Annotated in this window: 21 protein-coding genes; 17 read left to right on the top strand and 4 right to left on the bottom strand. The window is 41.9% G+C overall.

Annotated elements, in window-relative coordinates:
* The first annotated feature begins 65 nt into the window (after positions 1-65).
* From purC to purH, 7 genes are all read left to right on the top strand, one after another.
* Positions 66-773 (top strand): phosphoribosylaminoimidazolesuccinocarboxamide synthase, encoded by a 708-nt coding sequence (gene purC / locus HMPREF2780_RS06125; protein WP_048777302.1) that lies wholly within the window; start codon positions 66-68, stop codon positions 771-773.
* A gap of 18 nt (positions 774-791) precedes the next feature.
* Complete coding sequence (locus HMPREF2780_RS06120) at positions 792-4,535, top strand: phosphoribosylformylglycinamidine synthase (RefSeq protein WP_105026375.1); 3,744 nt, start codon at positions 792-794, stop codon at positions 4,533-4,535.
* Positions 4,536-4,618: 83 nt separating this feature from the next.
* Positions 4,619-6,061, top strand: a complete 1,443-nt coding sequence (gene purF / locus HMPREF2780_RS06115; protein ID WP_105026374.1) for an amidophosphoribosyltransferase — start codon at positions 4,619-4,621, stop codon at positions 6,059-6,061.
* 42 nt (positions 6,062-6,103) lie between these two features.
* Complete coding sequence (gene purM, locus HMPREF2780_RS06110; protein WP_061584782.1) at positions 6,104-7,126, top strand: phosphoribosylformylglycinamidine cyclo-ligase; 1,023 nt, start codon at positions 6,104-6,106, stop codon at positions 7,124-7,126.
* Positions 7,123-7,674, top strand: a complete 552-nt coding sequence (purN, locus tag HMPREF2780_RS06105) for a phosphoribosylglycinamide formyltransferase (RefSeq protein ID WP_105026373.1) — start codon at positions 7,123-7,125, stop codon at positions 7,672-7,674. Before purM ends, purN begins: the two co-directional genes overlap by 4 nt.
* 59 nt (positions 7,675-7,733) lie before the next feature.
* Entirely contained in the window at positions 7,734-8,441 is a 708-nt protein-coding gene (locus HMPREF2780_RS06100; protein ID WP_061596350.1) for a suppressor of fused domain protein, read from the top strand.
* 32 nt (positions 8,442-8,473) lie between these two features.
* On the top strand, positions 8,474-10,021 hold the full coding sequence (gene purH, locus HMPREF2780_RS06095; protein ID WP_061596348.1) for a bifunctional phosphoribosylaminoimidazolecarboxamide formyltransferase/IMP cyclohydrolase: 1,548 nt from the start codon (positions 8,474-8,476) through the stop codon (positions 10,019-10,021).
* Between the two features lie 328 nt (positions 10,022-10,349).
* Here the strand turns inward: purH and HMPREF2780_RS06090 are convergent, their stop codons facing one another.
* On the bottom strand, positions 10,350-11,066 hold the full coding sequence (locus HMPREF2780_RS06090; RefSeq protein WP_008808077.1) for a GntR family transcriptional regulator: 717 nt from the start codon (positions 11,064-11,066) through the stop codon (positions 10,350-10,352).
* A 106-nt stretch (positions 11,067-11,172) separates the two neighbouring features.
* Here HMPREF2780_RS06090 and HMPREF2780_RS06085 point away from each other — a divergent pair, with 106 nt between their 5' ends.
* The 7 genes from HMPREF2780_RS06085 (at position 11,173) to HMPREF2780_RS06055 (ending at position 18,211) form a co-directional block, all read left to right on the top strand.
* Entirely contained in the window at positions 11,173-12,999 is a 1,827-nt protein-coding gene (locus HMPREF2780_RS06085; protein WP_199774047.1) for a glycoside hydrolase family 35 protein, read from the top strand.
* Positions 12,996-13,472 (top strand): PTS sugar transporter subunit IIB, encoded by a 477-nt coding sequence (locus tag HMPREF2780_RS06080; protein ID WP_008808079.1) that lies wholly within the window; start codon positions 12,996-12,998, stop codon positions 13,470-13,472. Before HMPREF2780_RS06085 ends, HMPREF2780_RS06080 begins: the two co-directional genes overlap by 4 nt.
* Positions 13,473-13,498: 26 nt before the next feature.
* A complete protein-coding gene (locus HMPREF2780_RS06075) occupies positions 13,499-14,413 on the top strand; it encodes a PTS mannose/fructose/sorbose/N-acetylgalactosamine transporter subunit IIC (protein ID WP_105026372.1) in 915 nt (304 codons plus the stop codon).
* Complete coding sequence (locus HMPREF2780_RS06070) at positions 14,400-15,218, top strand: PTS system mannose/fructose/sorbose family transporter subunit IID (RefSeq protein WP_105026371.1); 819 nt, start codon at positions 14,400-14,402, stop codon at positions 15,216-15,218. The genes HMPREF2780_RS06075 and HMPREF2780_RS06070 overlap by 14 nt, the downstream gene beginning before the upstream one ends.
* An 11-nt stretch (positions 15,219-15,229) precedes the next feature.
* A complete protein-coding gene (locus tag HMPREF2780_RS06065; RefSeq protein ID WP_008808082.1) occupies positions 15,230-15,637 on the top strand; it encodes a PTS sugar transporter subunit IIA in 408 nt (135 codons plus the stop codon).
* A gap of 150 nt (positions 15,638-15,787) precedes the next feature.
* Entirely contained in the window at positions 15,788-16,951 is a 1,164-nt protein-coding gene (locus HMPREF2780_RS06060; RefSeq protein ID WP_061596346.1) for an SIS domain-containing protein, read from the top strand.
* Between the two features lie 225 nt (positions 16,952-17,176).
* Positions 17,177-18,211, top strand: a complete 1,035-nt coding sequence (locus tag HMPREF2780_RS06055) for an aldose epimerase family protein (protein WP_105026370.1) — start codon at positions 17,177-17,179, stop codon at positions 18,209-18,211.
* A 95-nt stretch (positions 18,212-18,306) separates the two neighbouring features.
* Here the strand turns inward: HMPREF2780_RS06055 and HMPREF2780_RS06050 are convergent, their stop codons facing one another.
* From HMPREF2780_RS06050 to HMPREF2780_RS06040, 3 genes are read right to left on the bottom strand one after another with little or no spacing between them, the layout of a single operon-like run.
* Complete coding sequence (locus tag HMPREF2780_RS06050) at positions 18,307-19,320, bottom strand: DUF4097 family beta strand repeat-containing protein (protein WP_061596342.1); 1,014 nt, start codon at positions 19,318-19,320, stop codon at positions 18,307-18,309.
* On the bottom strand, positions 19,313-19,897 hold the full coding sequence (locus HMPREF2780_RS06045) for a DUF1700 domain-containing protein (RefSeq protein WP_061596340.1): 585 nt from the start codon (positions 19,895-19,897) through the stop codon (positions 19,313-19,315). The genes HMPREF2780_RS06050 and HMPREF2780_RS06045 overlap by 8 nt, the downstream gene beginning before the upstream one ends.
* On the bottom strand, positions 19,884-20,213 hold the full coding sequence (locus HMPREF2780_RS06040) for a PadR family transcriptional regulator (protein WP_061596338.1): 330 nt from the start codon (positions 20,211-20,213) through the stop codon (positions 19,884-19,886). The genes HMPREF2780_RS06045 and HMPREF2780_RS06040 overlap by 14 nt, the downstream gene beginning before the upstream one ends.
* Before the next feature lie 209 nt (positions 20,214-20,422).
* Here HMPREF2780_RS06040 and HMPREF2780_RS06035 point away from each other — a divergent pair, with 209 nt between their 5' ends.
* Genes HMPREF2780_RS06035 through dltB form a run of 3 tightly spaced genes read left to right on the top strand, consistent with a single transcriptional unit; the run spans position 20,423 to position 23,367 of the window.
* Positions 20,423-20,554 carry a teichoic acid D-Ala incorporation-associated protein DltX gene (locus tag HMPREF2780_RS06035; RefSeq protein ID WP_011999604.1) on the top strand — a complete coding sequence of 44 codons (132 nt, stop codon included), beginning with the start codon at positions 20,423-20,425 and terminating at the stop codon, positions 20,552-20,554.
* 45 nt (positions 20,555-20,599) lie between these two features.
* Positions 20,600-22,123 carry a D-alanine--poly(phosphoribitol) ligase subunit DltA gene (gene dltA / locus HMPREF2780_RS06030; RefSeq protein ID WP_414261551.1) on the top strand — a complete coding sequence of 508 codons (1,524 nt, stop codon included), beginning with the start codon at positions 20,600-20,602 and terminating at the stop codon, positions 22,121-22,123.
* Positions 22,120-23,367, top strand: coding sequence for a D-alanyl-lipoteichoic acid biosynthesis protein DltB (gene dltB / locus HMPREF2780_RS06025; protein ID WP_105026369.1), 1,248 nt, complete (start codon positions 22,120-22,122; stop codon positions 23,365-23,367). Before dltA ends, dltB begins: the two co-directional genes overlap by 4 nt.
* Positions 23,368-23,373 lie beyond the last annotated feature (6 nt).

Raw genomic sequence — 23,373 nt, 5'->3', positions numbered from 1 at the left:
GCTTGTAAATATCTAGTTCGTATGATAAAATGAAGGCATAAAAATTACGAAAGGCGAACATTAAAATGTCAAATAAATTGATATATTCGGGAAAAGCCAAAGATATTCTTGCTACAGATGATGAGGATGTGATTGTAGCACATTATAAGGATCAAGCTACCGCTTTTAATGGGGTTAAGAAAGAACAGATTGTTGGTAAGGGAGTACTCAATAATCAGATTTCATCATTTATTTTTGAAAAACTGAATGCTGCGGGTGTAGCCACGCATTTTATTGAAAAGATTTCAGATACAGATCAACTCAACAAAAAAGTAAAGATTATTCCATTAGAAGTAGTGCTTCGGAACTATACAGCAGGATCTTTCTCTAAGCGTTTTGGAGTAGAAGAAGGGATTGCACTTGAGACCCCGATTGTGGAATTTTACTACAAAAATGATGATTTGGACGATCCTTTCATCAATGATGAGCATGTAAAATTCTTGAAGATTGCTAACGACGAAGAAATTGCCTTTTTGAAAGAGGAGACTCGTCGGATCAATGAGCTTTTATCAGACTGGTTCCGCCAAATTGGATTGAAATTGATTGATTTCAAGTTAGAGTTCGGCTTTGACAAAGAAGGAAAAATTATTCTAGCAGATGAATTTTCACCTGATAACTGCCGTCTCTGGGACGCAGAAGGACACCACATGGACAAGGATGTTTTCCGGCGTGGTCTTGGTGAATTAACGGATGTTTACCAAGTTGTTTGGGAGAAGTTGCAGGCGATTAAGTAAGGACGGGTGTGAAAAGTCATGGACAAGCGTATTTTTGTAGAGAAGAAAAATAACTTTGGTATCAAGTCACAGAGTTTAATGAAAGAGCTGATATATAATCTCCAGTTAAAAACATTATCAGATCTTCGTATAATTCAGGTTTACGATGTTTTTCATCTGGCAGAAGACTTGTATACTCGGGCTGAAAAACATATTTTTTCTGAGCAAGTAACAGATAGATTGCTGACAGAAGAGGAAGTAGAGGTTGCACTTGCAGAAACAGCGTTTTTTGCTATCGAAGCTCTGCCGGGTCAGTTTGACCAACGCTCAGCTAGCGCTCAGGAGGCTTTATTGCTCTTGGGCAGTGATAGCAATGTAATTGTAAATACAGCTCAACTTTATTTAGTCAACAAAAATATTGATGCCAATGAACTGAAGGCGATTAAGCGTTATCTTCTAAATCCTGTGGATTCTCGCTTTAAAGATATTCTCTCAGGCCTCCGTCCTCAGGAATTTTCAAGCTCTGACAAGGAAATTCCAAATTTAGACTTTTTTGAAAACTATTCGGCAGAAGATTTTTTGCTCTACAAGTCTGAACAAGGTTTAGCTATGGAAGTCGATGACCTCCTATTTATTCAGGATTATTTCAAATCCATTGGGCGCGTGCCAACAGAGACAGAGCTAAAGGTCCTAGATACTTATTGGTCTGATCATTGCCGTCATACAACCTTTGAGACTGAGTTGAAAACGATTGATTTTTCAGCCTCTAAGTTCGAAAAACAATTGCAGGCTACTTATGATAAATACTTAGCTATGCGCAATGAGTTGGGACGTGGGGAAAAACCGCAGACTCTCATGGATATGGCGACTATTTTTGGTCGTTACGAAAGAGCCAATGGGCGTCTAGATGATATGGAAGTGTCTGACGAGATCAATGCCTGCTCAGTAGAGATTGAAGTGGACGTGGATGGAGTTAAAGAGCCTTGGTTGCTGATGTTTAAAAATGAAACCCACAACCATCCAACAGAAATTGAGCCTTTTGGTGGGGCTGCGACTTGTATCGGAGGAGCCATTCGTGATCCGCTTTCTGGTCGTTCTTATGTTTATCAGGCTATGCGGATTTCTGGTGCGGGTGATATTACTCAGCCGATTTCTGAAACACGGGCTGGCAAGCTTCCTCAGCAGGTTATTTCAAAAACTGCAGCGCATGGCTATTCTTCCTACGGGAATCAAATTGGTCTAGCAACGACCTATGTCCGTGAGTATTTCCACCCAGGTTTTGTAGCTAAGAGGATGGAGCTTGGAGCGGTTGTCGGAGCGGCTCCTAAAGAAAATGTTGTTCGTGAAAAACCAGTAGCGGGTGATGTGGTCATCCTATTAGGTGGAAAGACAGGGCGCGACGGAGTTGGTGGGGCAACAGGCTCTTCAAAGGTGCAAACTGTAGAATCTGTAGAGACAGCAGGAGCAGAAGTTCAAAAAGGGAATGCCATTGAAGAACGCAAGATTCAACGCCTTTTCCGTAATGGAAATGTAACTCGACTTATTAAGAAATCAAATGACTTTGGAGCAGGTGGTGTCTGTGTAGCTATTGGTGAATTGGCAGATGGTCTCGAAATCAATCTAGATAAGGTACCTCTTAAATACCAAGGGCTCAATGGAACAGAAATCGCTATTTCTGAGTCTCAGGAACGAATGGCTGTTGTTGTTCGTCCTGAGGATGTAGATGCCTTTATTTCGGAATGTAACAAAGAAAATATTGACGCTGTTGTCGTTGCGACAGTGACTGAAAAACCAAATCTGGTTATGCACTGGAATGGTGAAACAATTGTCGACTTGGAGCGTTCTTTCCTTGATACAAATGGCGTTCGTGTTGTAGTTGATGCCAAGGTGGTTGACAAGGATGTCAAGCTACCTGAAGAAAGGACAACATCAGCTGAAAGTCTTGAAACAGACCTGTTAGCTCTTCTATCTGATCTGAATCATGCTAGCCAAAAAGGTTTACAAACGATTTTTGACAGTTCTGTAGGACGTTCAACCGTAAATCATCCACTGGGAGGCCGTTATCAAATAACTCCAACAGAAGCTTCTGTTCAAAAATTACCTGTTCAGTCTGGTTTTACGAATACTGCATCTGTGATAGCTCAGGGCTTCCATCCGTATTTGGCTGAGTGGTCACCTTACCATGGGGCAGCATATGCAGTGATCGAAGCAACTGCTCGATTGGTTGCCACTGGTGGAGAATGGTCTAAGGCTCGTTTCTCATACCAAGAGTACTTTGAGCGGATGGATAAGAAAGCTGAACGTTTTGGTCAGCCTGTATCTGCCCTTCTAGGTTCTATTGAAGCACAGATTCAGCTAGGACTCCCGTCTATTGGTGGTAAGGACTCTATGTCAGGTACTTTTGAAGAATTGACAGTGCCTCCAACTCTAGTTGCATTTGGTGTAACAACAGCAGATAGTCGAAAAGTCCTATCTCCAGAGTTTAAGGCAGTGGGAGAGTGGATTTACTATATTCCAGGACCAGCCCTATCTCAAGAAATTGATTTCGAGACTGTAAAGGCAAACTTTACACAGTTTGCAAGTCTTCAAAAAGAACATAAAATCAGTGCGGCATCAGCGGTTAAATATGGTGGAGTACTTGAAAACTTAGCTCTTATGAGTCTGGGGAATCGTATAGGAGCAAAAGTAAACTTAACAGATCTGTCAACTTGTTTAACTGGTCAGCTAGGTGGTTTTATCTTTACATCTACAGAGGAGATTCCAAATGTAGCTAAGATTGGACAAACAACCCAATTGTTTACATTGACCGTAAACGATATTGACATAAATGGTTTAAATGTGCTCAATGCTTTTGAAGGAAAGTTAGAAGCAGTTTACCCAACTGAATTTGAACAATCTAAAGTTTTAGAGGATGTCCCTGCACTAGTCTCTGATATAGTGATAAAAGCCAAGGATACAGTAGCTGAGCCACTAGTTTATATTCCAGTATTTCCTGGAACCAACTCAGAATATGACTCAGCTAAAGCCTTTGAAGCAGCTGGGGCCAAGGTCAATCTAGTTCCCTTTGTTACTTTGGACGAAGTGGCCATTGTCAAGTCTGTTGACACAATGGTTGACAACATTGACAAGGCAAATATCATCTTCTTTGCAGGTGGTTTCTCTGCTGCAGATGAGCCAGATGGGTCAGCTAAGTTTATCGTCAACATCCTGCTCAACGAGAAGGTCAAGAAAGCCATTGATGCTTTCATCAGTCGTGGTGGCCTCATCATTGGTATCTGTAATGGATTCCAAGCTCTAGTTAAATCCAGTCTTCTTCCTTACGGAAACTTTGAAGATGCAGGTGCTAGTAGCCCAACTCTCTTTTACAATGATGCTAATCAACACGTGGCTAAGATGGTTGAAACCCGCATTGCCAATACTAACTCGCCTTGGCTGACTGGTGTGCAAGTGGGAGATATCCATGCTATTCCGGTTTCACATGGTGAAGGGAAATTTGTTGTAACGGCTGAGGAATTTGCTGAACTGCGTGACAATGGTCAGATTTGGAGCCAGTACGTAGATTTTGATGGTCAGCCAAGCATGGATAGTAAGTATAATCCAAATGGCTCTCTCTACGCTATCGAAGGGATTACAAGCAAGAACGGCCAAATCATTGGTAAAATGGGTCACTCAGAACGTTATGAAGACGGTCTTTTCCAAAATATTCCAGGCCAGAAAGACCAGAAATTATTTGAAAGTGCTGTTCGTTATTTCCAAGCGGGTCAAGATAACACTGGCTTGTAATAGAAAGTAATCAAAAAGGAGTCTACTTGGTCTGAAAGGCCAGGTTTTCTCCCTTTTCAGGATAAAAGAATTTAGGTAAAAAAATGACATACGAAGTAAAGTCACTTAATGAAGAATGTGGTGTTTTCGGTATTTGGGGACATCCGGATGCGGCTAAATTGACCTATTTTGGGCTCCATAGTCTTCAGCACCGAGGTCAGGAGGGGGCAGGAATCCTCTCCAATGACCAAGGACAACTAAAGCGCCATCGTGATATGGGACTTCTATCAGAAGTGTTCAGAAATCCAGCTAATTTGGATAAACTGACTGGAACGAGTGCGATTGGGCACGTTCGTTATGCGACTGCAGGAGAAGCTTCTGCGGATAATATCCAGCCTTTCATTTTTCGTTTTCATGATATGCAGTTTGGATTGGCTCATAACGGGAATCTAACTAATGCCGAATCTCTTAAGAAAGAATTGGAACAAAGAGGCGCTATTTTCAGCTCAACCTCTGATTCTGAAATCTTGGCTCACCTGATTCGCCGTAGTCACAATCCGAACTTGATGGGCAAAATCAAGGAGGCACTCAGTCTTGTCAAAGGTGGGTTTGCTTATATTCTACTTTTTGAAGACAAGTTGATTGCGGCTCTTGACCCAAATGGCTTCCGTCCTCTTTCAATCGGGAAAATGGGGAATGGAGCAGTTGTGGTTTCTTCTGAAACTTGTGCCTTTGAAGTCATCGGTGCTGAGTGGATTCGCGATGTGAAGCCAGGAGAGATTGTTATCATTGATGACAGTGGCATCCAGTATGATAGTTATACGAATGATACCCAGTTGGCGATTTGCTCTATGGAGTATATCTACTTTGCCCGCCCTGACTCTAATATTCATGGTGTTAATGTCCATACAGCCCGCAAGAGAATGGGGGCTCAATTGGCGCGTGAATTCAAACATGAGGCGGATATCGTAGTCGGTGTTCCGAATTCTTCACTAAGCGCAGCCATGGGCTTTGCGGAAGAATCTGGTCTGCCAAACGAAATGGGGCTTATCAAAAACCAATACACCCAACGCACCTTTATCCAGCCGACTCAAGAATTGCGGGAGCAAGGGGTGCGGATGAAACTGTCTGCTGTTTCGGGCGTTGTCAAAGGCAAACGTGTGGTTATGATTGATGATTCCATTGTTAGGGGGACAACCTCTCGCCGTATCGTTCAGCTTTTGAAAGAAGCAGGTGCATCTGAAGTTCACGTTGCTATTGGAAGTCCTGCGCTAGCTTATCCATGTTTCTATGGGATTGATATCCAGACGCGTCAGGAACTGATTGCTGCCAATCATACCGTTGAAGAAACCTGCCAAATCATTGGTGCGGATAGCCTGACCTATCTTTCGATTGATGGCTTGATTAGCTCTATCGGGATTGAAACAGATGCACCAAACGGTGGTCTCTGTGTCGCTTACTTTGACGGTGACTACCCAACTCCTCTCTACGACTATGAAGAAGAATATCGTAGAAGCTTAGGGGATAAGACGAGTTTTTACAAATAGACAGATGAAATTCTCCATGAAAGAAAAGGAAGAGGAGACAAAATGACAAATAAGAATGCATACGCTCAATCTGGTGTGGATGTTGAAGCGGGTTATGAAGTTGTTGAACGGATTAAAAAGCACGTGGCTCGTACGGAGCGTGCAGGGGTAATGGGAGCTTTGGGTGGCTTTGGTGGCATGTTTGACCTTTCAAAGACGGGGGTCAAAGAACCCGTCTTGATCTCAGGGACTGACGGTGTCGGAACTAAGCTCATGTTGGCTATCAAGTATGACAAGCACGATACCATCGGGCAGGACTGTGTGGCCATGTGTGTCAATGACATCATCGCTGCAGGTGCGGAGCCCCTCTATTTCCTCGACTATGTGGCGACTGGTAAGAATGAACCAGCCAAGCTAGAACAAGTCGTTGCTGGTGTGGCAGAAGGTTGTGTGCAGGCAGGCGCTGCCCTCATCGGTGGGGAAACGGCTGAAATGCCTGGTATGTATGGCGAAGATGACTACGACTTGGCTGGTTTTGCAGTCGGTGTGGCTGAAAAATCTCAAATCATTGACGGCTCAAAGGTAGCAGAAGGCGATGTTCTTCTCGGGCTTGCTTCAAGTGGGATTCACTCAAATGGTTACTCACTCGTGCGTCGTGTCTTTGCGGACTACACGGGTGAGGAAGTCTTACCAGAATTGAAAGGCAAGAAACTCAAGGAAGTCCTTCTTGAGCCGACTCGTATCTATGTCAAAGCTGTCTTGCCACTCATCAAGGAAGGGTTGGTCAACGGTATTGCCCACATCACAGGTGGTGGCTTTATCGAAAATGTCCCACGTATGTTTGCAGATGACTTGGCTGCTGAGATTGAGGAAAACAAGGTTCCAGTGCTTCCGATTTTCAAAGCTCTTGAAAAGTACGGTGAAATCAAGCATGAAGAAATGTTTGAAATCTTCAATATGGGTGTGGGACTCATGCTGGCAGTTAGCCCTGAAAATGTAGGCCGTGTCAAGGAATTGTTGGATGAACCAATCTATGAAATTGGTCGCATCGTCAAGAAAGAAAACGAAAGTGTCATCATCAAATGAAAAAAATAGCGGTTTTTGCCTCTGGTAATGGCTCAAATTTTCAGGTGATTGCCGAAGAATTTCCAGTGGAGTTTGTTTTTTCAGACCATCGTGACGCCTATGTGCTCGAGCGTGCAGACAAGCTCGGCGTTCTGTCCTATGCTTTTGAACTCAAGGAGTTTGAGAACAAGGCAGACTACGAAGCAGCTCTTGTTGAACTCTTGGAAGAACACCAGATTGACTTGGTTTGCCTAGCAGGATATATGAAAATCGTTGGGCCAACTTTGCTCGCTGCTTACGAGGGTCGGATCATTAACATTCATCCAGCCTACCTACCAGAATTTCCAGGAGCTCATGGAATTGAGGATGCTTGGAATGCTGGGGTTGCTGAGAGCGGCGTGACCATTCACTGGGTAGACTCAGGTGTAGATACAGGCAAGGTCATCAAACAAGTCCGTATGCCACGTCTTGCTGATGATACTATCGAAAGCTTTGAAGCTCGCATTCATGAAGCAGAGTACAAGTTGTATCCAGAGGTGTTGGATAGTTTGGGAGTTGCACGAAAATAAGAAGGAAGTCATAGATGATTTTGTGGCAAGGATTAAAAGTCATCTGCTAAGGAGAATTTATGGGTTTATTTGATTTTTTTAAGAAGAAATCTTCTGGTGAGGAAAAGCCGATTGAAGATGGAGACAAAACTGTTGTTCAATCTGATAATACAGATGATAGCGCTCCAGGATGGGAAGCCATTGATGCAGAATTTGATCGTCTCTATCCTGATCAGCCCAATCCCCGGCATTATGGAACACTTATCAAATATATGTTTGGAGGTCCAGATCCTCTTGATGGTATCAGTGTTTATGATGCGGGGGAATTTTGGCATTTTGTTGGCTATGGCTTGTCGGAGTTATACACAAAAGAAAGCTCAGACCCTGAATACAGTGGTTATGGGATTGAATTGACTTTTAAGTTAAAGAAATCAGATAATGACGAAGAAGAAATCAAAAATGGCTGCGGTTTATTGCAATATGTGGCAAGATATATTTTTAAAACGGGTAAAGTTGTTTTACCAGAAGAATACATTTACACCAAGCAAACGGTAGGAATTGATGCCCATCAAAAATCAAAGTTGACAGGTTTTCTGACTGCTCGCGATAATCTAGCTAAGCCCCTAGACACTCCGCATGGAAAAGTAGAATTTGTAACCTTGATTGGTGCGACAGATGCAGAACTGCGAAGCGTGTATGAAAGTGAAACAAGTAAGCTTGAGGTAAGAAAATTATTGCAAGAACTTGGGAATCAGATTACAGACTATGATCGCCAGTCTTTAGTTTAAATGATGTGAAAGATACAAGGAAAGGAAAGAAAATGACTAAACGCGCCTTAATCAGCGTCTCAGACAAAGCAGGCATTGTTGAATTTGCCCAAGAACTCAAAAAACTCGGTTGGGAGATCATCTCGACAGGTGGAACAAAGGTTGCCCTCGATAGTGCTGGGGTAGAGACCATTGCTATTGACGACGTGACTGGCTTCCCAGAAATGATGGATGGTCGTGTCAAGACCCTGCACCCGAATATCCACGGTGGGCTCCTCGCTCGTCGTGATCTCGATAGCCATTTAGAGGCGGCTAAAGATAATAATATTGAGCTTATTGACCTTGTGGTGGTCAACCTTTATCCATTCAAGGAAACGATTCTCAAATCAGATGTGACATACGCTGATGCGGTGGAGAATATCGATATCGGCGGGCCATCTATGCTTCGTTCAGCAGCTAAAAACCACGCCAGCGTAACAGTTGTGGTAGACCCTGCTGATTATGCTGTAGTTCTTGAAGAATTGTCAGCCAATGGCGAAACTACTTACGAAACTCGCCAACGTTTAGCAGCAAAAGTTTTCCGCCACACAGCGGCTTATGATGCCTTGATTGCAGAGTATTTTACTACTCAAGTCGGAGAAAGCAAGCCTGAAAAATTGACCTTGACTTATGACCTCAAGCAAGCTATGCGTTACGGTGAGAACCCTCAACAGGATGCGGACTTCTACCAAAAAGCCTTGCCGACAGACTACTCGATTGCTTCAGCAAAACAGCTCAACGGTAAAGAATTGTCCTTCAATAACATCCGTGACGCTGATGCGGCCATTCGTATCATTCGTGACTTCAAAGGCCGTCCAACTGTTGTGGCTTTGAAACACATGAACCCATGCGGTATCGGTCAAGCTGATGACATCGAAACTGCTTGGGATTACGCTTATGAGTCTGACCCGGTGTCTATCTTTGGTGGAATTGTCGTCCTTAACCGTGAGGTGGATGCTGCGACAGCTGAGAAGATGCATGGTGTCTTCCTTGAAATCATCATTGCACCGAGCTATACAGATGAAGCGCTAGCCATTTTGACCAACAAAAAGAAAAACTTGCGTATCCTCGCCTTGCCATTTGATGCTCAAGATGCTAGTGAGGTAGAGGCAGAATACACAGGTGTTGTTGGTGGTCTCCTTGTTCAAAATCAAGACGTGGTCAAAGAGAGCCCAGCTGACTGGCAAGTGGTGACCAAGCGCCAACCAACTGAGACAGAAGCGACAGCTCTTGAGTTTGCTTGGAAGGCAATCAAGTATGTGAAATCAAACGGTATCATCGTGACCAACGACCACATGACACTTGGTGTTGGCCCGGGTCAGACTAACCGTGTGGCCTCTGTTCGTATCGCCATTGATCAAGCTAAAGATCGTCTTGATGGTGCTGTGCTTGCTTCCGACGCCTTCTTCCCATTTGCCGATAACGTGGAAGAAATCGCCAAAGCGGGTATCAAGGCTATCATCCAGCCTGGGGGCTCGGTTCGTGACCAAGAGTCTATCGAAGCTGCGGACAAATATGGTTTGACCATGATCTTCACTGGAGTGAGACATTTTAGACATTGATAATAGACCTGTCCATTTTCTATATATTTTTCCTTTTAAAGACTCTAGGTAAAGGAAGAAACGCCTTAGTTAAGTAGGAAATTTGTTTGTTTGACGAAAGTGAGTCAACAAACTTTCCATAAAACAAAAGCTAAAAAAGCTATCGATTCAGTTAATCGGTAGCTTTTTGTTTAAATAAGTGTTCATATTATATATTTTAGCAAACAAATTAAAGGTATCTAACAAAATAACTTTTCATTTTAGGTAAAACACGATATAATATAAACATCAATGAAAGCGCTTTTACAAAAGGGTGTAAATGCTTGATAGAGTTCGTTTTTTACTACTATTAACGACTTTTATCAGAGGCAATAAACTTAATCTTATAAAAGTCTCCGCGTTTGTAACTCTCAACATATTCCAGGATTTGTCCAGTACTTTCAAGCTGAGTAGTTTTCACTTGATGTACAGAAGGAAATTGAGGATCGATTCCTAGTTTTTCAGCTACATGCTTAGGTGTTGGGAAAACAATTTCGTTGATTTCTTCAAAGGGTTCATCGTTCATATGAATATGATAATCTGCTTTGAAGCGACCATAAATAGAACTATAGTACTCTAAGTTTGGATAGTTCGCATTTACATATTGTTCTGGGATATAGGATTGCTGATAGATATAGGTCACACCATTGGTTTCTCTGACCCGTTCGATCCTATAATAGAATTGGTTGCTCTTTAGACCGAGTTTGTCTAGAATGGCTCCATCGTTTCCACGCTCAATGGATAAGACAGTGACATGGTCACTTTGGGATGGAAAAACCTCTACATCAGAAAATTCGACTAGTTTATGCTTACGGGCTCTAGATACGAAGGTGCCTTTTCCTTGCTGGCGGATAATATATCCGTCGTTGGCAAGATCGTTTAGTGCTCTGACGACAGTGATAGAACTAACATCATACATCTGTATCAATTCAGCCTCAGTGTAAAACTTATCACCATTTTCAAATTGACCAGAAATGATTTTTTGTTTTAGTTCATCTTTTATGTATTGGTATTTAGGGATTGCCATTGTTATTTCACCTCACTTCTATTCCCTCTTACTAGAATTTTACCATATTTTCTAAAAAATAGTTCAAAACTATTGACTTTTTTTCAAAATATTATTATATTAATTAATGAAAGAGTTTTCTTTGAAAGAGGGTGGGCGTTTGGAAAGATTTGAAGTGTCTGATAATTTTCTACTAGATCAGAAGCCATTTAAGATTTTATCGGGTGCAATCCACTACTTTCGAGTGCATCCAGATGACTGGCATCATTCGCTTTACAACTTAAAAGCTTTAGGATTTAATACGGTTGAGACTTATGTTCCTTGGAATGTACATGAGCCCGAGAAGGGACGGTTCAATTTTCAAGGACAGTTGGACTTAGAAAGGTTCTTGCAGATAGCTCAAGACTTAGGACTTTACGCTATTGTTCGACCGTCGCCTTTCATCTGTGCAGAGTGGGAGTTTGGTGGCTTACCAGCTTGGCTCTTGACAGAAGACATGAGGATTCGTTCATCTGATCCCAGATTTATTGAGGCTGTAGCGGCTTACTACGATGAACTGCTTCCTCGCTTAACGCCTAGATTATTGGATCGGGGTGGCAATATTCTCATGATGCAGGTTGAGAATGAGTATGGTTCCTATGGTGAGGATAAAGCTTATCTCAGAGCTGTCAGAGACCTAATGATAGAGCGAGGCGTAACCTGTCCACTCTTTACCTCAGATGGCCCTTGGCGAGCAACTTTAGAAGCAGGTACACTGATTGATGAGGATTTGTTGGTTACTGGAAACTTTGGTTCTCGAGCAGATGAAAATTTTGCTTCGATGAAAGAATTTTTCCAAGAGCATGACAAGAAGTGGCCACTCATGTGTATGGAATTTTGGGACGGCTGGTTTAATCGTTGGAAGGAACCTATTATTACAAGGGATCCTGAGGAATTAGCAGAAGCCGTTCATGAGGTTCTCAAGCAAGGTTCGATCAATCTTTATATGTTTCATGGGGGAACCAACTTTGGTTTCATGAATGGTTGTTCAGCGCGTGGAACAATTGATCTCCCGCAAGTCACTTCCTATGACTACGATGCCTTGCTAAATGAAGCTGGAAATCCAACACCCAAGTATTTTGCAGTTCAAAAGATGTTAAAGACTTATTACCCAGAATTCCCACAAATGGAACCTCTGGTGAAAGGCAGCTTTGAACAAAAAAATATTTCCTTGAGCGACAAGGTTAGTTTGTTTGAAACTTGGGCGGATTTGGCAGAACCTGTTCAAAGTCTCTATCCTAAAAAGATGGAGGAACTAGGACAGAACTACGGTTATCTACTCTATCATACAGAAGCTGACTGGGATGCAGATCAAGAAAAGATTCGTATTATTGACGGTCGCGATCGGATGCAACTTTTTGTAGACCAAGAACATATTGCTACCCAATATCAAACTGAAATTGGTGCAGATATCTTTGTCGATAGACAGGTCAAAACGAAGCATAGTATTGACATCCTCGTAGAAAATATGGGTCGAGTCAACTACGGCCATAAACTCTTGGCAGATACTCAGAGAAAAGGTATCCGAACAGGGATCTGCAAGGACTTACACTTCATGCTAGATTGGCAACATTACTGCCTTACTTTAGATCAACCTGAAAAGATTGACTTTTCAAAAGAATGGTACCCGGGGCATCCAGCTTTCTATGCCTTTGATTTTAACCTAGAAATGAAAGCGCTTAAAGACACCTATCTTGATTTGACAGACTTTGGGAAAGGCGTCGCTTTTATCAATGGAGTCAATATTGGGCGTTTCTGGAATGTCGGGCCAACCTTATCTCTTTATATTCCTCATGGCCTTCTAAAGGAAGGAGCAAACCGTATCATTATTTTTGAGACGGAAGGGGAATTTAAAGATTCTATTCATCTTGTTAACCAACCTACATTTAAAAATATAAAGGGGGAAAATTTATGACAATCGTAGGGAATCGAATCGACGGACGTCTGATTCATGGACAAGTAGCCAATCTTTGGACTACTAAGCTTAATGTGACACGCATCATGGTAATTGATGACGAAGTGGCACAAAATGATATTGAAAAGAGCGGGCTCAAGTTGGCAACACCGCCAGGAGTGAAGCTCAGCATTCTGCCAATCGCTAAAGCAGCAGAAAATATCTTGGCTGGAAAATATGACTCACAACGACTCTTTATCGTTGCTCGTAAACCAGACCGTTTCCTTCGTTTGGTAGAGGCTGGTGTGCCACTAGAAACACTTAATGTCGGAAATATGTCTCAGTCAGACGAAACTCGTCCAATCACTCGCTCCATCAATGTGGTTGATGCGGATGTGGAAGCTTTCCACAAACTGCATGAAAAAGGCGTGAAGCTGACAGCTCAGATGGTTCCAAATGATCCGGTTGCGGATTTTATGAATTTGTTAAAATAAGGAAAAATTTTTAGGAGGTCTTTGTCATGATACAATGGTGGCAAATTTTACTACTCACTCTGTACTCAGCTTATCAAATCTGCGATGAGTTGACGATCGTTTCATCAGCAGGCTCACCAGTCTTTGCTGGTTTCATTACAGGACTTGTCATGGGAGATTTAGGGACAGGTCTCGTTATCGGAGCTTCTCTTCAATTGACGGTACTCGGTGTTGGTACTTTCGGTGGAGCTTCTCGTATTGACGCGACTTCTGGTGCCGTTCTTGCAACTGCCTTCTCAGTAGCACAAGGTATCAAACCAGAAATTGCGATTTCAACTATTGCCGTTCCAGTAGCAGGTCTTTTGACTTATGCGGATATCCTTGGTCGGATGAGTACAACTGCCTTTGCACACCGTATTGATGCTGCAATCGAACGCTTTGACTATAAAGGAATTGAACGCAACTATCTCCTTGGTGCTCTTCCTTGGGCTCTCTCTCGTGCCCTTCCAGTCTTCTTAGCTCTTGCTTTTGGTGGTGCTTTTGTTCAATCTATTGTAGACTTTGTTGAACAATATAAATGGATTGCGAATGGTTTGACCCTTGCAGGACGTATGCTTCCAGGTCTTGGATTCGCCATCTTGCTTCACTACTTGCCTGTGAAACGTCACCTTCACTATCTTGCTCTTGGTTTTGGCTTGACAGCAATGTTAACAGTGCTCTACAGCAACGTTCAAAGCCTTGGTACTGCAGTGTCTAGCATTGTTGGCTCTGAAGTGTTCTCTAAACTTCCAAAAGAACAAGCTATTACTTTTGTTAACAACTTCAAGAGTGTATCTATGATTGGTATTGCCATTATCGGTGTCTTCCTTGCAGTACAACACTTCAAAAACAGCCAACGTACAGTCGTAGCTGCTCCAGTAACTGAATCAGAAAGCGGGGAAATTGAAGATGACGAATTCTAATTACAAACTCACTAAAGAGGATTTCAAACAAATCAACAAACGTAGCCTTTTCACCTTCCAATTGGGTTGGAACTACGAACGGATGCAGGCTTCTGGTTACCTTTACATGCTTCTTCCACAATTGCGGAAAATGTATGGAGACGGCACACCCGAATTGAAAGAAATGATGAAATTGCATACGCAATTCTTCAATACTTCACCATTCTTCCACACCATTATCACTGGTTTTGATTTGGCCTTGGAAGAAAAAGACGGTGTCAACTCTAAAGATGCAGTTAACGGGATCAAGACAGGTCTCATGGGACCATTTGCCCCTCTTGGAGACTCTATCTTTGGATCTTTGGTTCCAGCTATTATGGGATCTATCGCAGCAACAATCGCGTCACAAGGTCAACCATGGGGTATTTTCCTTTGGATCGCGGTAGCAGTAGCCTATGATATCTTCCGTTGGAAACAGTTGGAATTTGCTTATAAAGAAGGTACCAACTTAATCAACAACATGCAAAGTACCTTGACAGCTTTGATCGAAGCTGCTTCTGTACTTGGTATCTTCATGGTCGGTGCCTTGATCGCGTCTATGATCAATGTCGATGTATCATGGATGCCACACATCGGGGACAAAGCTATCGATATCCAAGACATGCTTAACTTGATCTTCCCACGTTTGGTTCCAGCTATCATCACAGGTGTAATCTTCTGGTTGCTTGGACGTAAGGGTATGAACTCTACAAAAGCTATCTTGCTCATCATTCTTGCAGCAGTTGCTTTCTCAGCATTCGGTCATTTCTTCTTTGGAATGGCGTAATGGAGTAATTTATGAGTAAGCAATTAGTATTAATTAGCCACGGTCGTTTCTGTGAAGAGTTAAAACACAGTACAGAGATGATAATGGGCCCACAAGAGTCCATCCATAGTGTTGCCTTGCTTCCAGAAGAAGGACCAGACGATTTTTTGGCAAAATTTTTAGATACTATCAAAGATTTTGATGACTATCTGGTATTTGCAGATCTCTTAGGAGGCACACCATGTAATGTTGTTAGTCGCTTGATTATGGAAGGTAAAGAAATTGAACTCTATGCTGGTATGAATTTACCAATGGTGATTGAGTTTATCAATTCTTCCTTGATCGGCGCCGACAGCAACTATCAAGAAAAAGCTGCCGAAAGCATTGTTAAAGTCAACGACCTCTTAGCAGGACTTGCTGACGATGATGAAGACGAGTAGGCAGGTGTCGAAAAAAGTCTTGTAGACACCAGTCACTATTTAGGGTTTTATAGACTACAAATGAGGGGAGAGGGAGCTTTTCCTCTCCTCTTTTTTAAGAATAAATGTTTGAAAACATTCGAATAAAATAGAAAGGAAACAAAAAAGAAAATGCTTAATTATTCAAGAGAGCAATTAGTAGACTTAGGAGCTGAAATCACCACGCGCGAAATCCACCAACAACCACAAGTTTGGCAGACAGCCTTCGATGCTTATAGAGCTCACCAAACTGAAATTGAGGCTTTCATAGACTCGATTGATGGTAAGCATGACTATGTCAAGGTTATCTTTACTGGAGCGGGTACTTCTGCCTACGTTGGGGATACTTTAATTCCCTATCTCAGAAGTATTTACGATGAGCGAAAATGGAATTTCAACTCGGTTGCGACAACGGATATTGTAGCCAATCCTTTGACTCATTTGCGTAAGGATGTTCCGACAGTCTTGGTTTCCTTTGCCCGTAGTGGTAATTCTCCTGAGAGTGTAGCAACAGTCGATTTAGCTAAACAGTTGGTAGATGAGCTTTATCAGGTAACAATTACCTGTGCAGCAGAAGGGAAATTAGCCCAGCAGGCTCATGGGGACGAGAGAAACCTGCTTTTGCTCCAACCTTCTCCATCTAATGATGCTGGTTTTGCTATGACATCGAGCTTCACTTCTATGATGCTAACGGCATTACTGGTCTTTGATACATCCGAACTTGCAGTAAAAGAGGAAAAAGTTGCGTCTTTGATTGCTTTAAGCCAGCAAACTTTAGACCGAGTAGATGAGATTCAAAATTTGGTAAACTTAGACTTCAATCGCGTTATCTACCTGGGAGCAGGCCCCTTCTTTGGTCTAGCCCATGAGGCTCAATTGAAGATTCTAGAATTGACGGCCGGCCAAGTGGCAACAATGTATGAAAGTCCAGTCGGCTTTCGACATGGACCAAAGTCCTTGGTCAATGAGCAGACAATTGTCCTGATCTTTGGATCGACAGATCCATATACCAAGCAATACGATCTAGATTTAGTCAGAGAAGTTGCTGGAGATGAGATTGCCCGCAAGGTTATTTTGCTGACAGACAAGGCAGAAGGATTGGCAAAAGTAGAAGAAGTAGAAATGGCAAGTGAATTACTGGATGATATCTATCGGACCTTCCCTTATATCATTTATGGCCAGCTTTTTGCTTTGCTTACTTCTTTGAAAGTTAAAAATCGACCAGATACACCTTCGCCAACTGGTACAGTTAACCGTGTTGTGCAGGGAGTCGTTATTCATCCTTTTGCTAAATAGGAAAAAAGAGGATTAGTTGTAGTGCTTGGCTCTACTCAATAGGATTTAAGCGAACAAGATTCTTTCGAAAAGTGCCCACAGCTGGTTTGATAAAGTAGAAGAAACTCTTTAATAAGTAGGTGTTTTTAGGATGGGTACTGTGTTATAGTAAAAGAAGTATGGGATAGGAATTGCTAAAGAAGATTCTGATTTCCCTCTTTTACATTTTCATCACAAGGAGTTATTATGAAATCGTATCAAAAAGATCTATTTGGAGAGTTTCAAGGGCAAAACATTTTTCGCTTCACCTTTGAAAACGATCTGGGCTATCGTCTCAGTGTTATGAACTATGGAGCGACGATCCTGGAATACCAAACACCAGATAAAAAAGGCCAGTTTGCTAATGTTGTTTTAGGATTTGATCAATTTGAAGATTATATTGGCAATAGCCCTAAACATGGAGCCAGTATTGGACCTGTAGCTGGTCGAATTGCCGGGGCAAGTTTTGAATTGGGTGGAGAAACCTATCACCTGGAAGCCAACAATGGTCAAAACTGCAATCACAGTGGATCGACTGGTTGGGACAGTGCTGTTTTTCAAGTGGAAGAAGTCACTGACGAAGGCCTAGTCCTTTTTACAGAAAGAGCAGATGGGACTGGAGGTTTTCCAGGTCATCTCAAGGTTTGGATTTCTTATACACTTTCTGAAAAAGGGGAGCTGGAAATTTCTTATCAGGTACAAACTGACCGAGATACCCTTATCAATCCAACCAACCATAGCTATTTTAATCTTTCAGCTGATTTTGCTCAGACCATTGATGACCATGTCTTTCAGGTAGATAGCTTGGGGGTTTATCCAATTGCGGCGGATGGAGTACCAGCTAAAGAGGTAGAAACAAGTGATTTTGTAAAGCATCTGCAGCAAGCTATGCTCCTGAAGGACCTCTTTGCTGAAAAGGATGAGCAGGTTCGATTGGTGTCAGGCCTAGATCATCCTTTTGCACTGAAGCCAGGACATGAAACGGCAGGCTTCCTCTATCATCAGGAATCCGGGCGTTTCTTGACCTTTAAGACAGAGGCGCCATGTTTGGTAGTCTATACCGCAAATTGTGTTGATGAAGAAATTCGTTTTGCTGGTCAGACAATGAAACAGCACAATGGAGTAGCGCTTGAAATGCAGGCTCTTCCTGATGCTATACATAGCCATCAGAAAGACCAGGTCATTGTTAGGGCTGGTCAGGAGTTTACCAGCACAACCACTTATCATGCAATTGCTAAATAAAAAATAGGCAGGGATAGATATCCCGGTCTATTTTTTTATGTATTCATATCCATCCACAGACGGATGCAGTTTTTGGTGGAAGTGTTAAAATAATTTTACTCAGCAACAGACAGCTCGATACTTCCGGCGCTATCTCTTACAAAAACTTTTCCGCTACTCTTATCCAGTTGGCGTTTCAGTTTAGAACCAACCTCGTCATTTTCACCTGTGATAGATTGAAAATTGTGGGGGACAGTGATGCTACCCATGCTTGTTTCTATATCAAATGAAAGAGTTTCAAGGCTTTCTTTGACTAAGTTTAGCTGAATATCACCTAAGCTATTGTCAATATTGATATCACCTGACAGAGTGAGTTGCTGAGAGTTAATGCTACCTGATGAAAGCTTAATTGTGCTATCTGATAGCTTACTTTTATTTAGGTTGATATCCCCTAGAGAACTTGCTAAATACCCTTTTTCAACAGTAGTGTTATCGATAGTCACACTGCCTGATGAGAGCTTAAGATCCAATTTTTGGATGGTCAGATCAGATAAAGAGACATCTCCAAGAGAATTCGATAAGTCTCCCGTGGAAATCGTACTGTTTTTGACGGTTAGGCTGCCTGCTGAAAGACTAAGGTCTAATTTTTGAACGGACAAGCCAGATAGGGAAACGTCACCTAGACTGCTGTTGCCTTTAAGGGTTGAAAGTTTTGTTCCCTTAGGTAGGCTGAGGGTAACCGTTGAACGCCCTCCTTCGTTGTCAAAAAAGTTCAAGATAGAACGGATGCCACTGCTCCAGCCGAAAGTTATCAGGGGCCTTGGTTGCTGAATCTTTAAGGTTCCTTGATTGGCTGAGGTAACAATTCGCTCAGAAGCTTCCTTGCCTTGATAATAGGTCAAATGTGTTTTATCATCTTCTGATTCTTCAATGACTAGGTTTCGATTTCCGAGATCGATATCCAGAGCAGAAATATCGGAGAAGTCCTCTGTCTTTTTACTGTATTTGGTATGATTGGCTTGCAACAAGTGGTTTATGCCACCAGTTGCAGTTCCTGTAGCAATCAAAGCACCTCCTAGTAGACATGCTGAGATTCCGACAGTTAGTAATGTTTTTTTCCAGTTAGGCATGGCGTGCTCCTTTCTTTGAAAGTCGTTTCGCTAGCTTGATAAAGTTGTTTTTGGTGAACTGTATGAGCGGTGAAACACCTAAAGCGCAGAAAGCGGATAGTCCAAAACCTAGAAGGCTGATTCCAATAGTAAGTAGGAAACTAGGAATCGAAACTCCTAGTGAGATGGTCAGGCTGTCCCAGATCGAGCTGATACCAAAGACAAAAAAGGCGAAAGAGCCGATAGCTAGGACAAAAGCAAAAACTCCAATCAAGAAGAAGAAGACAAAGACTAAAATAGCGACGACCAGAGCCAGCGGAATAGCTAGAGGTGCTGCTAGAATAGATAGGATAGCAATTTGGATAACATTCTTAGTATTCTTTGGCTCGTCTTCTTCTATGATCTTATCTAAGAGGTTGACCATGATTTCATGTGCGGCTTCACGAGGACTGCCGAGTTCGGCTATGACTTGGGATTCATTTTCAGGACCTGCTTCATCAAAATACTCAACAAAGTAGTCCATAGCTTCTTGATAATCGTGTCTGGGGAGTTTCTTCAGATATTTATCTAACTGAGCGAGATATTCAGTTCTTGTCATGATGGATGTTCCCTTCTATAATATTGTTGATTGTACTAATATACTGATTCCATTCTTCTCTGAGCTTGTTGAGCTGGTCGAGCCCCGAACCTGTGAGAGAATAATATTTTCTTTTACGACCTTGAAACTCTTGTGAGTAGGTGGTTAGGTAGCTATTCTTTTCTAATTTTTTCAGAATTGGGTAAAGAGTGGACTCTTTGATATTGGCTAACAATTTAATGGTCTGGCTGATTTCATAACCGTAGGAATCTTCTTTTTCTACGAGAGCCAAAATGAGAAACTCAATTAGGGCTGATGAGGTTGGGAAGTAATACACATTTTTTCCTCCTTTATCAATATAAAAAATATTTATATATAATTATTTTATATATAAATTATATACATAATAAAATGACTTGTCAAGAAAATATATAAAAATTTTATATATAAATTTTTTCACTTAGAAACAAAATAGATTTAGGATTGAAAACTGAGTGAATAAAATGGTAAAATAGAGTATATTTATTGAATGATTTGGAATGACGAATGAAAAAACATCAAACAATTTACACTTTTTTGTGGAGAACCCTGCTTTATTTTGTTATCTTTTTAGCACTTCTCTATTTCTTTAGTTACCTGGGTCAAGGCCAGGGTGGCTTTATTTACAATGAATTTTAAGATTAAAAGAGGTATCCTTTCGTGACGAATACGACCATTAACGATATGATTGAAACAATTGAGCACTATGCTCAGACACAACCAGACTTTCCTGTATACAATGTATTGGGAGAGGTTCATACATACGCTGACTTGAAGGCTGATTCAGATTCGCTAGCTGCTAAGATTGACAGTCTTGGTTTGCCTGCTAAATCTCCTGTCGTGGTCTATGGTGGCCAAGAGTACGAGATGCTTGCGACCTTTGTAGCCTTGACCAAGTCAGGTCATGCTTATATTCCGATTGATAGTCATTCAGCTTTGGAGCGCGTGGCAGCAATTGTAGAAGTTGCTGAGCCAAGCTTGATCATTGCAATTGCAGACTTTCCTATGGAAGTAACTGTTCCAAGCCTGAGCTTAGCAGAATTACAGGCAAGCTTTGCTCAAAAGGCAGCTTATGAAATCACTCATTCTGTCAAGGGAGATGATAATTACTACATTATCTTTACCTCTGGAACAACAGGAAAACCCAAAGGGGTTCAAATTTCCCATGACAATTTGCTGAGCTTTACCAACTGGATGATTACGGATAAAGAGTTCGCAACGCCTGCGCAACCGCAAATGTTGGCTCAGCCTCCGTACTCGTTTGATTTGTCTGTTATGTATTGGGCACCGACTCTGGCTTTGGGAGGAACGCTGTTTGCACTTCCAAGTGCTATTACGCAAGACTTTAAGCAACTCTTTGAAACTATTTTGAGCTTGCCGATTGCTATCTGGACCTCAACACCATCTTTTGCAGATATGGCCATGCTCTCAGATGATTTCAATAGCCAAAAGATGCCGGGTCTGACTCATTTCTACTTTGATGGAGAAGAGTTGACAGTCAAGACAGCTCAAAAACTGCGTGACCGTTTCCCAAATGCTCGTATCATCAATGCCTATGGACCGACAGAAGCGACTGTGGCTTTATCAGCTGTGGCTGTTACAGATGAAATGCTAGCTACCATGAAACGTCTGCCAATAGGCTATACTAAGGAAGATTCTCCAACCTTTATCATTGATGAAAACGGCCAGAAGCTTCCGAATGGTGAGCAAGGAGAAATTATCGTTTCTGGTCCAGCTGTGTCCAAGGGTTATATGAACAATCCAGAAAAAACAGCAGAGGCTTTCTTTGAATTTGAGGGCTTGCCTGCTTATCATACTGGAGATGTGGGTTCTATGACTGATGAAGGACTCTTGCTTTACGGCGGACGGATGGATTTCCAGATTAAATTTAATGGCTACCGCATCGAGCTGGAGGACGTTTCACAAAATCTTAATAAATCAAAATACATTGATTCGGCAGTGGCTGTGCCTCGCTATAACAAGGACCACAAGGTACAAAATCTTTTGGCCTATGTTATCTTAAAAGATGGGGTGGCAGAACAGTTTGAGCGTGAGATTGATATTACAAAAGCTATTAAGGAAGACTTGGAAGATATCATGATGTCTTATATGATGCCATCTAAATTCCTTTATCGTGAATCTTTACCTCTGACACCTAATGGTAAGATCGATATCAAGGGCTTAATCAGCGAGGTCAATAACCGATGATGGAAATTTTAAAACAACTTCCTCACCTAGAACCTTACGGCGACCCCCAATATTTTGTATATATTATCTTAGCAGTTCTACCTATCTTCATCGGGCTCTTCTTTAAAAAAAGATTTCCGCTTTATGAAGTCTTGGTCAGCCTAGCCTTCATCATCTTTATGTTGGTAGGACCCGATCTGACTCAGTTTCTTGCCTTTACCTTTTACGTAGTTTGGCAGACGTTTTGGCTCTTTCTTTACAAGTTTTATCGCAAAAGATGGGATAATAAGTGGGTCTTCTATCTGCACGTTTTCTTGGCAATCTTGCCCTTAACGATTGTGAAAGTCACACCAGCTATTCAAGATCACCATCAGTCCTTGCTAGGTTTTCTGGGGATTTCCTATCTGACCTTCCGATCTGTTGGTATGATGATGGAGCTACGCGATGGGGCTCTGACAGACTTTAGTCTTTGGGAGTTTTTGCGCTTCATGCTCTTTATGCCCACCTTCTCTAGTGGGCCGATTGATCGCTTCAAACGTTTCAATGAAGATTATGTTCAGATTCCTGATCGAGAAGAACTTCTTAATATGCTTGAGAAAGCCGTGCACTATATCATGCTAGGTTTCTTGTATAAGTTTGTCCTGGCTCATATCTTTGGACATTTGCTTTTGGGACATGTCAAGACCTATGCACTTTATACAGGCGGTTTCTTCAACTTAGGAACACTGGGTGTTATGTATGTCTTTGGTTTGGATCTCTTTTTCGACTTTGCAGGCTATTCTATGTTTGCGGTGGCCATTTCCTATCTGATGGGGATTAAGAGTCCGATTAACTTTGACAAACCCTTTCTCTCTCGGGATTTAAAGGAATTTTGGAATCGTTGGCACATGAGTCTGTCCTTCTGGTTCCGTGACTTCGTCTTTATGCGAATAGTCATGGTCCTGATGCGCAATAAGGTCTTTAAAAACCGAAACGTTACCTCGGGAGTGGCTTATTTGATCAACATGACCATCATGGGCTTTTGGCATGGTGTAACCTGGTATTATGTGGCTTATGGAGTTTTCCATGGCTTTGGTCTGATTATTAATGATGCTTGGATTCGCAAGAAAAAGACCATCAATAAAGAACGAAAGACCAAAGGCTTAGCACCTTTACCGGATAACAAATGGACTCAAGCTCTGGGTATGGTTATTACCTTCCATGTTGTTATGCTGTCATTCTTAATCTTCTCAGGATTTTTGAATGATCTTTGGTTTAAAAAATAAAAATAA

The organism is Streptococcus sp. HMSC062B01 (genome assembly GCF_001811085.1).
Classification (GTDB): Bacteria; Bacillota; Bacilli; order Lactobacillales; family Streptococcaceae; genus Streptococcus; species Streptococcus gordonii.
This window is presented reverse-complemented; position numbering and strand designations above follow the sequence as displayed.